The sequence below is a fragment of the Demequina pilifera genome, from assembly GCF_048814985.1.
GTDB lineage: Bacteria > Actinomycetota > Actinomycetes > Actinomycetales > Demequinaceae > Demequina.
Genome location: NZ_JBMDTW010000004.1, coordinates 98422 through 110848, shown reverse-complemented (window position 1 = coordinate 110848; position 12427 = coordinate 98422). Strand labels below are relative to the sequence as shown.

Here is a 12427-nt window from a genome sequence, read left to right as displayed (position 1 = left end):
GGGGCGCCGTCGGCCCGGGGAACACACGGGTGAACAGCCTACCGCGAACATGGTCAAGGTAAAGACTCGTCTATGACTTCCCCTGGCTTGTGGCCGGGTCGTCGGGTTCGGGCTCGTCGGCCGGATCGGCCGATGCGTCCGAGGGGTCGTCTGCGGGTGCGGCCAGGCGGTGGCGCGGGACGCGCTCGGCCGGGCTCGGAGTGCGCCTGCCGAGGATCACGAACATGGCCACGGCCAGAGCCAGCACCACGATGGACACCCACACGTTGATGCGCAGTCCGCCGACCGTGACAGCAGTGTCGATCCGCACCATCTCGATCCACAGCCGGCCGCTCACGTACACCATCACGTAGAGCCAGAAGGCGCGCCCACCGCGCAGGTCGAACCGCCGGTCGAGCCAGATGATGAGGGCGGCTCCCGCGAGGTTCCACACCATCTCGTACAGGAAGGTCGGGTGGAAGGTGGCGAACTCCGCGTAGCCCTCAGGACGGAATGCGGGGTCGACCTCGAGGGCCCACGGCAGCGTCGTCGGAGCGCCGAACAGCTCCTGATTCAGGTAGTTTCCCAGCCTGCCGATGGCCTGGGCGATGAGCACCGCCGGAGCGGCCGCATCGGCGAAGGCGGTGAAGGACACGCCGTGTCGGCGAGCACCGATGAAGGCGCCGACGGCGCCCAGCGCGACCGCCCCCCAGATGCCGAGGCCGCCATTCCAGATCTCGAGGGCCGCCCACGGGTCCCCGTTCTCGCCGAAGTACGGCCCGGGAGTGGAGATCACGTGATAGATGCGACCGCCGATGATCCCGAAGGGGATCGCCCACAGCACGATGTCGCCGACCTTCTCTGCGTCGCCGCCGCGCTCGACCCAGCGCCGTGTCGTCAGCCACACGGCGACGAAGATGCCGGCGAGGATGCACAGCGCGTACGCGTGGATCGTCACGGGCCCGATGGCGAAGCTCTGCCAGCCGTCCGGCGGGGCGGGAATCGAGGTGGGGATCATCGCGCGCTCCTCACGCCGTCGGCCAGCTCGGCCACCTTGACGCGCAGGGCGGCGATTCCGTCGTCAGGGTCGGCGGCCTCGGCGAGGCACCGCACCAGCGCGGTTCCGACGATCACGCCATCCGCGAAGCCAGCGATCTGTGCGGCCTGCTCGCCGGTCGATACGCCCACTCCGACGCACACCCGCTCGGCGCCGGCCTCGCGCGCCTGGGACACCACGCGTTCCGCAGCGTCGCCCACCGATGCGCGCTCCCCGGTGACGCCCATGAGCGGGGTGGCGTAGACGAAGCCGCGCGACGCGGCCACGGTCATGTGCATACGCTCACGGGTAGTCGAGGGAGCCACGAGGAAGACGGTGTCGAGGTCGTGGGCGCGCGCGGCCGCGATCCACTCCTCGCCGACGTCCGGCGTCAGGTCGGGGGTGATCACGCCCGTGCCACCCGCCGCGACGAGGTCGGCGGCGAACCGCTCGAGCCCGTACTGCAGCATCGGATTGAAGTAGGACATCACGACCGGCTGCGCTCCGGCGTCCGCGATCGCGGTGACCGCGCGGAACACGTCCCTGAGCCTGACGCCGCGCTCGAGAGCCTGCGCGACCGCGAGCTGGATCACCGAGCCATCGAGCACGGGGTCCGAATAGGGCGGTCCCACCTCGACGATGTCGACCCCGGACTCGACCATCGCGACCATGGCGCGGATGGAGGTGTCGACGTCGGGGTACCCGACGGGGAGGTAGCCGATCAGCGCGGCGCGGCCCTCGCCCTTGATCTCGTCGAGGCGGTCGGTGAGCGCGCTCACTCGCCCTCTCCCGGCAGCATCTCGAACCAGCGTGCGGCCTGTTCCACGTCCTTGTCGCCGCGGCCGGAGAGGTTGACCAGCAGGGTGGCGTCGGGGCCCAGCTCCTGGCCGAGCCTCATGGCCCCTGCCAGCGCATGGGCCGATTCGATCGCAGGCATGATCCCCTCGGTGCGGCTCAGCAGTCGGAAGGCGTCCATCGCCTGAGCATCGGTCACGGGCCAGTACTCGGCGCGACCCAGGTCTGCGAGCCAGGAGTGCTGCGGCCCCACTCCCGGGTAGTCGAGGCCCGCCGAGATCGAGTGCGACGGGTTGGTCTGGCCGTCCTCGTCCTGAAGGATGTACGACTTCGAGCCGTGGAGAACGCCCGGCCGCCCGCCCGTGATGGTCGAGGCGTGGCGATCCGTGTCCACGCCGTCGCCGGCCGCCTCGCAGCCGATGAGCCGCACGCCTTCGTCATCCAGGAAGGCGTCGAAGGCGCCAATCGCATTGGAGCCGCCGCCCACGCAGGCGAGGACCGCATCGGGCAGGCCGCCTCGCTCGAGCATCTGGGCGCGGGCCTCGACTCCGATGACGCGCTGGAAGTCCCGCACCATCGCGGGGAACGGGTGCGGTCCCGCCGCCGTGCCGAACACGTAGTTGGTGGTCTCGACGTTCGCGACCCAGTCGCGGAAGGCCTCGTTGATGGCGTCCCGCAGCGTGCGGGTGCCGGTGGTGACCGGGATCACCTCCGCGCCGAGCAGCCGCATGCGAGCGACGTTGAGCGCCTGACGCTCGGTGTCCTCCTCGCCCATGTAGATCACGCACTCGAGGTCCATCAGCGCGGCTGCGGTGGCGGTGGCGACGCCGTGCTGTCCCGCGCCGGTCTCCGCGATCACGCGAGACTTGCCGATGCGCTTGGTGAGCAGCGCTTGGCCCAGCACGTTGTTGATCTTGTGCGAACCGGTGTGGTTCAGGTCCTCGCGCTTGAGGATCACCGTCGCGCCGCCCGCGTGGCGAGCGAACCGCGGCACCTCGGTGATGATCGAGGGCCGGCCCGTGTAGTCACGAGCGAGCCGCGTGAGCTCCTCCGTGAACTGGGGGTCGATGCGGGCCTTCTCGTAGGCGTCGGTCAGTTCGTCGAGAGCCGCGGTCAGCGCCTCGGGGACGTACCTGCCGCCGAAGTCGCCGAAGAACGGCCCGGGAGCCGACTGCAGGGATGGATTCACGGACGCACCGCTCGCAGCGCGGGGTGTGCGCCTGCGGCGACCATCTCGGCCACGGCGGTACGCGGGTCCTTGTCCTTGACGAGGGCCTCGCCCACCAGCACGGCGTCGGCCCCCATGCGGGCGTACTCGACCACGTCGTGCCCGTCGCGAATGCCGGACTCTGCCACGCGCACGATCCCCTCCGGGATGGCGGGAGCGAGCCGGGCGAACGTGTGGCGGTCCACCTCGAGCGTCTTGAGGTTGCGGGCGTTCACGCCGATCACGCGGGCGCCGGCGTCGACGGCGCGCGACAGCTCCTCCTCGTCGTGCACCTCCACCAGCGCGCACATGCCGAGAGAGTGCGCGCGCTCGACGAGGCTCTCGAGGGCCATCTGGTCGAGTGCCGCGACGATCAGGAGCACGAGGTCGGCTCCATGAGCGCGGGCCTCCCACACCTGATACGGCGTGACGATAAAGTCCTTGCGGAGAATGGGGATGTCCACCTTGGCGCGGACCGCGTCCAGATCGGCCAGCGAGCCGCCGAAGCGGCGCTGCTCGGTCAGCACCGAGATGACGGTCGCTCCCCCGGCCTCGTACTCGGTCGCGAGAGATGCGGGGTCGGCGATCGCGGCGAGATCGCCCTTCGAGGGGCTCGAGCGCTTGACCTCGGCGATGACCGAGACCTCATCCGACGCGAGCAGGGCACGCGCGTCGATCGCGCACGGCAGGCGCGCGGCGCGCTCCTTCAACTGGTCCATCGATGTGGCCGACTCTCGCTGCGCGAGGTCCTCCCTCACGCCTGCGACGATGCTCTCCAGCACGCTCATTCGCTTCCCCCTTTCCGTCGCCCCCATGCTACCGCCGGGCACGCCATTCCATGACCGTGCTGGGTCAGGTCGTGTTCAGGGCGCGAGGTAGGGCTCGAGAGCCGGGACGTTGCGAACGATCCAGAAGACGAACAGCAGCGCGGGGAGGCCGATGGCCAGCCAGGTCGGAACGGAAGGAACGGGCCTGCCGCGCCATGCGGCTTGCAGCCAGGCGAGGAGGAACGCGATGCCCAGCGGGATGATGAGCAGCACCACCAGGGGGTTCATACCCAGGGCGGCCCCAATGTCGCCGCGCGCCAACTCATGGACGGCGCGCAGCCCGCCACATCCCGGACACCAGTGGCCTGAGCTGGCAAGGAAGATGCACGAGGGGAAGAAGCCTGATCTGTAAGGATCGGCGAGCGCCGTGTACAGAGTGGCCGTCGCGAGCACGGCCGATGCCACCAGGGGTGTCGCCAACCGGCGGCGCCGCAGTGTCGCGGCGTCGTCGACGCGCGCATCGGCCGTGCTCACGGGGGTCAAACGGTGGTGGTCCAGTCGATCGCGTTGCCCGTGGCGATCAGGCCGCCCCAGACCAACAGGCCGATCACCGACAGCACGGTGGCGATGATGCCCAGGATGAAGCCGACCTGTCCGAGGTTGCCGTTGGTCGCGAGTCCCTGCTCCTGTGCCTTCTTGGAGTTCTTGCCGACGATGATCGCCGGGATGCCCGTGAACAGCCCACAGCACAGGATGCCGATGATGCCGAGCACGAGGGAGATCGTGCCGAGGTTGTTCTTCGACTCATTGCCGCCAGCGCCCGGCATCGGGGGCTGCCCGGCCGCGGGTGGTGGGGGCGGGGGGACGTCCGTCATGCTTCTCTCCTTTGATTAGCGCGATCGACGTACTCGAACGCTACTGCAGCGGCTGGCCGTGACCGAGAGCGCGCAGCGCGGCTCCGGCGGCGAGCGCGACTACTGCGAGGCCGACTCCGACCCACACCACGGGCCAAATGGGGAACGCGATCCCCACCGCAGCTACCAGCGCCGCCACGATCAGCCCGATGTTCGTCACCCACCCGGCAGTGGTCTTGCCGTGGTTGGGGTGGGCCTCCTCGGGGAGGTTCTCCGGGGCGATCTCAATGCTCGACATACCTTCTCCTTGCCAGTCGTGGGGCCAGTCTAGCCACGCCCTGCCGCGCCCAGGCGCGACGCGAGCGCGATGGCCCGCATCATCGCGGCGGCCTTGTCCTTGGTCTCCTGGTCCTCGCTCGCGGGCACCGAGTCGGCGACCACCCCGGCGCCCGCCTGCACGTGCGCGACGCCGGACTCGATCAGCGCGGTGCGGATCGCGATCGCCATATCCATGTCGCCCGCGAAGTCGAAGTACCCGACCGCGCCGCCGTAGAACGCGCGCCGCGCGGGCTCGATCTCGTCGATGAGCGCGATCGCCCGCGGCTTGGGCGCCCCGGACAGCGTTCCGGCTGGGAAGGTCGCCGCGAACACGTCCACGGGCCCGTACGCGGGCTCGAGGTCGCCCTCGACCGTCGAGCAGATGTGCATGATGTGCGAGTAGCGGTTCACGCGCATGAACTCCGCGACCTCCACCGAGGTGGGCTCGCACACCTTCACGAGATCGTTGCGGGCGAGGTCCACGAGCATCACGTGCTCGGCGCGTTCCTTCGGGTCCGCGAGCAGGTCCTCCTCGAGGCGACGGTCCTCCTCCACGGTCGCGCCGCGCCGGCGCGAACCCGCGATGGGGAACGTCGAGACTCGGCCGCGGTGGACGGCGGCCAGCGACTCGGGGCTCGCACCCACGACCGCGAACTCGCGCCCCGCATCGTCCTGAAGCTGGAAGTAGTACATGTACGGGCTGGGATTCAGCGTGCGCAGCACGCGGTACACGTCGAGGGCCGAGGCGTCGCAGTCGACGTCGAATCGCTGCGCGGGCACCATCTGGAACACCTCGCCGTCGCGAATGGCCTCCTTCGCGAACTTCACCATGTGCTCGTACTCGCCTGGGCCGCTGCGGTGGCTCACGCGCGGCTCGGCCGCATCGTCACTGAGCACCGACACCTCGCCCGCGGGCGCGTCCACCAGGGCGCGCTCCATGGCGTCCAGGCGCCTCAGAGCGTCGGCGTGCGCCTGCTCGATCCCGGCCTCCTGGGCGTTCGCGTTCACCGCGTTGGCGATCAGCCATACCGAGCCGTCGTGGTGGTCGATCGCGGCGACGTCGGTCGCGAGCAGCAGGTGGGCGTCGGGCACGTCGATGTCCCGGGGCGCCTTCTGCGGCAGGGTCGGCTCCCATTGGCGCACGATGTCCCAGCCCATCACGCCCACGAGACCGCCCGTGAGCGGCGGCAGGCCCGGGATCGCCTCGGAACGGAGCTCGCTCAGGGCGGCCCGGATCACCTCGAGCGGTGCGCCGTCCGCGAGGCCCACGGGCACGTCCCCGGACCAGCGCGCGTCGTCTCCGTCGACAGTGAGCGCAGCGCGGGAGTGGACGCCCACGAACGAGTAGCGGCCGCGGGTCCCATCCGGCTCCGCCGACTCCAGGATGAAGGTGTTCGGTCGTTCCGCGGCGAGAGCGCGATACACCGCCACCGGCGTGAGGCCATCCGCGAGCACGCGCCGCACCACGGGCACCACGCGATGAGTGGTGCCCAGCGAGACGAACTCGTCGAGCGACGGCCACGTCTCACCCCACTCGACGCGCACCGGAGCGCTCACAGCGACCCACCGTCAACAGCGCCGTCTCCATCGACAGCGCCGTGTCCATCCACAGCACCGAGGTCTCCCCCGGCGTCGAAGCAGCGGGTGGCGCCCGTATGGCATGCGGGCCCCTCCTGGGTCACCGTCACCAGCAGCGCATCACCGTCGCAGTCCAGCTCGACGCGGTGCACGACCTGGACGTGGCCCGAGGTGTCCCCCTTGCGCCACAGCTCTCCGCGCGAGCGGCTCCAATAGACGGCGCGGCCGGTCGTGAGGGTCTCGTGGAGGGCATCGTCGTTCATCCACGCGACCATGAGCACGTCGCGCGTGGATCGTTCCTGCACGACGGCGCAGACGAGCCCGTCGTCGGTGCGCTTGAGGCGCGAGGCGATGTCGACGTCGAGAGGCATGCGCCCATCCTTCCAGATCCCACCCAGCGCACCCTTCACTGCGAACCACTTTCGCGCGCGACACGCTGCCGTGAGGCGGCGCGCCTGCCCGGCGCGCCCGCGCATCGGGCACGAAGTGGTTCGTAGTGAAAGGCCAGGCGGCCGATGCGGGGGTTCAGTCGCGCGTCTGCGACACCCAGGCGCCGTAGAGGCTGGCATAGATGCCGCCCGCGTCGACGAGTTCGCGGTGCGGCCCCACCTCGACCAGCTCGCCCTGCTCCATCACCGCGACCACGTCCGCGCGCTCCGCGGTCGACAGCCGGTGCGCGATGACCACGGCGGTGCGCCCCTGCATCAGCCCCTCGAGCGCGCGCGAGATGCGCACCTCGGTGGCCGGGTCGACGGCGCTGGTGGCCTCGTCCAGGATCAGCAGGTCCGGATCGCGCAGGTAGGCCCGGGCGATCGACACGAGCTGCCGCTCGCCGGCGCTCAGCAGCTCGCCGCGCGGCCCCACCGGCGTGTCGAGACCGAGGGGAAGACCCGCCACCCAGGCGTCGAGGCCGAGAGACTCGAACGCGGCGAGCGCGCGGCGCTCGAGGTCAGCCTCGGAGGCCTCCGGCAGCGCATAGGCCAGATTCGAACGGACCGTTCCGTCGAACAGGAAGCCCTCCTGCGGGACGACCGCGACTGACCGGCGCAGCGACCGCATCGGCACCTCGCGCAGGTCGACTCCGCCCACCCGCACCACGCCGTCCGTGGGATCGAAGAACCGCGACATCAGCCTCGCCAGCGAGGTCTTGCCCGATCCGGTCTGACCCACCAGCGCGATGCGCCTTCCCGCGGGCACGTTGAGGTCGACGCCCTTGAGCACCTCGGGACCGTCGGAGTAGGTGAGGCGCACCCCCTCGACGGACAGGTCCCCGTGCCCGTGCGGGATCGGGGTGCCGTCCTCTCCCGGATCCGCCACCGTGACCTCCTGGTCGACGAGCTCGAGCACGCGCTTCCAGCCCACCACCGCGCGCTGCATCTCGGCGAGCATCTCGATGATCCACATGAGGGGTCCGGCGAACATGTAGACGAGGAAGGCGAACGCGACCACGGTGCCCACCGTGATTGCGCCGTCGATCGCGAGGACCGTGCCGCCGATGAGCGCCAATCCCGTCGCGAGCGACTGGCCCACGACCGTCGAGGAGAAGTTCGCGGAGGCCAGGATCGAGGCCTTGCGCTCGGCCGCGAGGATGTCGTCGATTTCGCCGTGGAGCTGGTCGCGCATGCGCTGCTGCACGCCGTAGGACCGGATCGTGGCGACGCCGACGATCTGCTCGGACGTGCGGCCCATCAGGTCCGCCATCTTGGAGCGCACCACCTGGAAGGCGCGCCGCACGCGCGGCTGAATCCACAACAGCGACCCCACCATGGGCAGGAACGCGACCAGCACCAGCAGCGACAGCTGCCACGAGTACGCGAGCATCACCATGAACACGACGGTCGCCTCGAGCGCGGAGATGATCATGGCGGCGCCGGTCCACTGCATGAGGTCGCGCATGGTCTCGACGTCTCCCGTGACGCGAGACACGTAGCGACCGCGCTGCTCCTCGTTCTGAGTGAGCACGGAGAGCTCGTGAACCTTGCCGAACGCCCGAATGCGCAGCGTGGCCAGACCCTGCTCCGCGGCGGTGACCATGCGCACGCGCACGCGCCACGCGAGCACCGCGGCGATCACCAGCACGACCGCTCCCCCGGACGCGTACATCACCACCGTCTCGACATCCACGCCGCCGTCGGCGAGCAGCCCCTCGTCCGTCACGCGCTGGGTCAGGAAGGGCACGGCCGCTCGGCCCATGGCCGCGAACGTGGCGAGCACCAACGTCACCACGAGACCCACGCGGAACTCGGGGCTCACCTGAAGGCCGCGCCGGAACATGTGGATGACGCTCGAGTTCTCGTTCATCCGACGTATCCCGCCTCTTCATCCGCCTGGCGCTTCGAGTCCTCCTCGTACGCCATCACCAGCTCGCGGTAGCCGGGGTCGCGCGCGACCAGCTCGAGGTGCGAGCCCGCGTCCACCACCCGGCCGGCGTCGACATGCACCACATGGTCCGCGAGCAGGATCGATGCGAGCCGGTACGCGATGATCAGCACCGTCGGTCCGGCGCCGTCGGCGCTGAGGCCCCTCAGGATCTCCTGCTCGACACGGGGGTCGACGGCGGACGTCGCGTCGTCGAGCACCAGCACCCGCGGGTGACGCACCAGGGCGCGTGCGAGGGCGAGCCGCTGGCGCTGTCCCCCGGACAGATTCATGCCGCGCTCCGCCAAGCGCGCGTCGAGCCCCGCGTGCTCTCCCGAGCCGAGCACTTCCATCACGTCCATGACGTTGGCACGGCGCAGCGCGTCCCATACCTGATCGTCGGTGAAGGGCTCGCCGAGGGTCACGTTGTCGCGCACCGTGCCCGCGAACACGAATGCGGTCTGCGGCGCGAGGGCGACGTGCTCGCCCAGGCCCTCGATCGTGCCGAGATCAACCTGGTCGAGCGTCACCGAGCCCGTGATCGGGCGCGCGAGCCGCGACGCGGCGAGCGCCACCGTCGACTTGCCCGAGCCGGTGGCGCCCACCAGCGCCGTGACGGTCCCGGGCGACAACTGGAGCGACACGTCGCGCAGAATCACCGCGAGGTTGCCGTCGCCGTCGTCGGCGCCGATGTCGGCGGCGTCGAACCGCATGGCTCCCGCGCCGTCCTTGGGAAGAGGGGCGTCGCCCGGATCGTCGACCTCGGTGGCGGCCTGCGCGATCTCCCCCACACGCCGGAACGCGACGAGCGCCTGCGGCATCTGGCCGAGCACCCAGCCGAGTCCGCGAATCGGCACCGCCATGAGCGTCACCAGGTAGATCGCGGACACGACGTTTCCGACCGAGACAGCCCCGGCATCGGCGCGGATGGCGCCCACGATCATCAGGGCGACTGAGCCCAGCGGCACAATGAGGTCCATCAGCGGCTCGAACCACGCGCTCGTCCGACCCACCTTGATGTCGGCGTCCTGCAGGCCGCGGGCGGCGGCCGCGAAGCGCTGCGTCTCACGCTCCTCGGCGCCCAGCGCCTTCACCACGGTGCCGCCCTCGAAGCTCTCGTGCGCGATGGTCGACACGTCCGCCCGGAGCGTCTGACCCAGGTCCCAGCGCGGAGTGATCACCTTCTCGTATGCGAGGTTGATCGCGAAGATGACGGGCACGACGGCGAGTCCGGTGACGGCCAGCCATGGGTCCATGCGCCACATCGAGAAGCCGGCCGCGAACATCATCACGAAGGACCCGACGGTGAACGCGAACGGGTGCAGCGTGTTGGTCGCGCTCTCGGAGTCGGAGGACATGGCCGACAGCATGCGGCCCGACGGGTTGGCGCGGTGCCAGCCGAGCGGCAGGCTCGCCAGCGCATCCGCGACCACGCGCCGGTGACGCGCACCCACGCCGGCGACCGCGATCCCCTGCACGCCGCGGCGCAGACCGACCAATACGGCGTTGACGACCCCGATCCCGAGGAACACCGCACCGGCGAGCAGGATCGCGTGGACGGGGTCCTGGGTGATCTCGCCCCACGGGCCGCCGATCGGCTCGCCCGCGACGCCGGGCACCACGATCTCGTCGGTGATCTGTCCCAGCAGCGTGCCGAACGCGACGGTCAGCAGCGAGAACAGGGCCGCCGCGGTGATGGCGAAGGCGAACCGCTTGGGCTCCGTGCGCACGCCGTGGCGCAGCAATTGCAGCGCCTTGCGGTTGAACGTTCCCGACAGGCGATAGTCGGCCGCGTGGCGGTTCGAGGGCGTCACCTCACCTCGATGCCGGCGTCGCGCATCGCGGCCTTCACCTGGGCGACCGACAGGGCGCCGAAGTGGAACACGCTGGCGGCCAGGACCGCATCGGCCCCCGCGCGGGCGGCCTGCACGAAGTGCTCCGCCGTTCCCGCTCCGCCGGAGGCGATGAGCGGCACGGTCACCACTGCCCGCACCTGAGCGATCAGCTCGAGGTCGAACCCCGAGGTGGTGCCGTCCGCGTCCATCGAGTTGAGCAGAATCTCGCCCGCGCCGAGCTCGGCGCCCCTGCGGGACCACTCGACGGCGTCGATGCCGGTGCCTCGCCTGCCGCCGTGAGTCGTGACCTCGAAGCCCGACGGGGTGGTGGTCTCGCCTTGGCAGCGCCGGGCGTCCACCGAGAGCACGAGCACCTGGCTGCCGAACCGCTCCGCGATCTCCGACACCAGCGCGGGACGGGCGATCGCGGCCGTGTTCACGCCGACCTTGTCGGCGCCTGCACGCAGCAGCCGGTCCACGTCGTCTGTCGAGCGCACTCCCCCGCCGACGGTCAGCGGCACGAACACCTGGTCGGCCGTCCGCCCCACGACGTCGAAGGTCGTGTCGCGGTTGGCGGAGGATGCGGTGACGTCGAGGAAGGTGACCTCGTCGGCTCCGGCAGCGCCGTAGGCGCGCGCCAGCTCCACGGGGTCGCCCGCGTCGCGCAGGTCCACGAAGTTCACGCCCTTGACCACCCGACCCGCGTCGACGTCCAGGCATGGGATGACGCGCACTGAAGTGCTCACAGATCCTCCGGATTCCACACGTCGAGGATGTCCACGACGATGATCATGCTGCCGCGCTCGGGGTAGCCAAGGGTCGGGGGCACGACCATCAGCACCCGCGAGCGCGCGGTCTGGTCGAGCAGCCCCTGCTGGAGGCCGGGCACCGCGGACACCTGGTCCATCTCGATCAGCAACGGTTCCCGCTCGTTCTCCCAGGACGAGTCGAAGACGTCGCCGGGCTCCCACTGCTCCTCGGAGTCCTCGGGGCTCGGGTCGTGGTGCACCATCGTGTAGTTGGCGAGCACGAGCGAGTTCGAGCGCACCTGCGTGCCCCCGCCGTTGATCAGGGTGGCCACCTCGAGGTCCGCACTGGCCTCGCGATCGGGGTCGACCTTGACCACGGGCTCGCCGTCGACTCCCAGCGACACCTCAGGCATTCCCTCGACCGGCTGCTGCTGCTCGCCCTGAGCGCTCGTGGGGAGCACGTCCACCACCAGCGCCACCGGCTCTCGGGCGTCGGCGCCGTTGCCAGGCGGCGACACCGCGAGCACGCGACCGCCGACGTTTACGTCCTGGAGGGCCTCGTAGATGCCCTCTCCCACGATCTCCGGTGCCATCAGGAAGGACTCAGGCAGGCCGTCGAACGTGTTCATCACCACCGAGCCGTCGACCAGCGACTCGCCATAGATGTCGAGCAGCAGCGGCTGTCCTTCGACGAGCGGATCGCCCTCGCCCTCCCACAGCACCTCGGTCTGTTCGTCGAGGTAGGTCTGGTCAGGCACGAACTCGATGTCGGGCGCGAGCGTCTCGGACTGCACCACCGTCACCTGCGAGATGTCGCCCGATGCCGAGGGACTCGCGTCAGCCTCGCCCTCCGTGGCCGAGCACGCCGTCAGCGACAGCACGAGGGCGCACGCCCCTGCGGTCAGGACGGTCGAGCGCATGGAAGGCCCCTTTCAGGACGAGGTGGGAGGA

Annotated in this window: 13 protein-coding genes; all 13 read right to left on the bottom strand. The window is 70.3% G+C overall.

Annotated features, from left to right (window positions below):
• Positions 1-70: 70 nt before the first annotated feature.
• The 13 genes from lgt to ACNI14_RS08290 all read right to left on the bottom strand — a co-directional run bounded on the left by lgt (position 71) and on the right by ACNI14_RS08290 (position 12396).
• The gene (gene lgt / locus ACNI14_RS08350) at positions 71-997 is read right to left on the bottom strand and encodes a prolipoprotein diacylglyceryl transferase (RefSeq protein WP_420519537.1); all 927 of its coding nucleotides are present in this window, start codon (positions 995-997) and stop codon (positions 71-73) included.
• Complete coding sequence (gene trpA, locus ACNI14_RS08345) at positions 994-1794, bottom strand: tryptophan synthase subunit alpha (protein ID WP_420519536.1); 801 nt, start codon at positions 1792-1794, stop codon at positions 994-996. The genes lgt and trpA overlap by 4 nt, the downstream gene beginning before the upstream one ends.
• Positions 1791-2999, bottom strand: coding sequence for a tryptophan synthase subunit beta (gene trpB, locus ACNI14_RS08340; RefSeq protein ID WP_420519535.1), 1209 nt, complete (start codon positions 2997-2999; stop codon positions 1791-1793). The genes trpA and trpB overlap by 4 nt, the downstream gene beginning before the upstream one ends.
• The gene (gene trpC / locus ACNI14_RS08335; RefSeq protein WP_420519534.1) at positions 2996-3805 is read right to left on the bottom strand and encodes an indole-3-glycerol phosphate synthase TrpC; all 810 of its coding nucleotides are present in this window, start codon (positions 3803-3805) and stop codon (positions 2996-2998) included. The genes trpB and trpC overlap by 4 nt, the downstream gene beginning before the upstream one ends.
• A gap of 75 nt (positions 3806-3880) precedes the next feature.
• The gene (locus ACNI14_RS08330; RefSeq protein ID WP_420519533.1) at positions 3881-4318 is read right to left on the bottom strand and encodes a DUF2752 domain-containing protein; all 438 of its coding nucleotides are present in this window, start codon (positions 4316-4318) and stop codon (positions 3881-3883) included.
• A 5-nt stretch (positions 4319-4323) separates the two neighbouring features.
• Positions 4324-4659 carry a DUF4190 domain-containing protein gene (locus ACNI14_RS08325; RefSeq protein WP_420519532.1) on the bottom strand — a complete coding sequence of 112 codons (336 nt, stop codon included), beginning with the start codon at positions 4657-4659 and terminating at the stop codon, positions 4324-4326.
• A gap of 40 nt (positions 4660-4699) precedes the next feature.
• Positions 4700-4936: an HGxxPAAW family protein gene (locus ACNI14_RS08320; RefSeq protein ID WP_420519531.1), complete on the bottom strand. Its 237-nt coding sequence runs from the start codon at positions 4934-4936 to the stop codon at positions 4700-4702.
• A 29-nt stretch (positions 4937-4965) separates the two neighbouring features.
• Positions 4966-6513 carry an anthranilate synthase component I gene (locus tag ACNI14_RS08315; RefSeq protein ID WP_420519530.1) on the bottom strand — a complete coding sequence of 516 codons (1548 nt, stop codon included), beginning with the start codon at positions 6511-6513 and terminating at the stop codon, positions 4966-4968.
• Entirely contained in the window at positions 6510-6905 is a 396-nt protein-coding gene (gene hisI / locus ACNI14_RS08310) for a phosphoribosyl-AMP cyclohydrolase (RefSeq protein ID WP_420519529.1), read from the bottom strand. Before hisI ends, ACNI14_RS08315 begins: the two co-directional genes overlap by 4 nt.
• A gap of 154 nt (positions 6906-7059) precedes the next feature.
• Positions 7060-8835, bottom strand: a complete 1776-nt coding sequence (locus ACNI14_RS08305; RefSeq protein ID WP_420519528.1) for an ABC transporter ATP-binding protein — start codon at positions 8833-8835, stop codon at positions 7060-7062.
• Positions 8832-10706, bottom strand: a complete 1875-nt coding sequence (locus tag ACNI14_RS08300) for an ABC transporter ATP-binding protein (RefSeq protein ID WP_420519527.1) — start codon at positions 10704-10706, stop codon at positions 8832-8834. The genes ACNI14_RS08305 and ACNI14_RS08300 overlap by 4 nt, the downstream gene beginning before the upstream one ends.
• Positions 10703-11473, bottom strand: a complete 771-nt coding sequence (gene hisF / locus ACNI14_RS08295) for an imidazole glycerol phosphate synthase subunit HisF (RefSeq protein ID WP_420519526.1) — start codon at positions 11471-11473, stop codon at positions 10703-10705. Before hisF ends, ACNI14_RS08300 begins: the two co-directional genes overlap by 4 nt.
• The gene (locus ACNI14_RS08290) at positions 11470-12396 is read right to left on the bottom strand and encodes an FKBP-type peptidyl-prolyl cis-trans isomerase (protein ID WP_420519525.1); all 927 of its coding nucleotides are present in this window, start codon (positions 12394-12396) and stop codon (positions 11470-11472) included. Before ACNI14_RS08290 ends, hisF begins: the two co-directional genes overlap by 4 nt.
• Positions 12397-12427 lie beyond the last annotated feature (31 nt).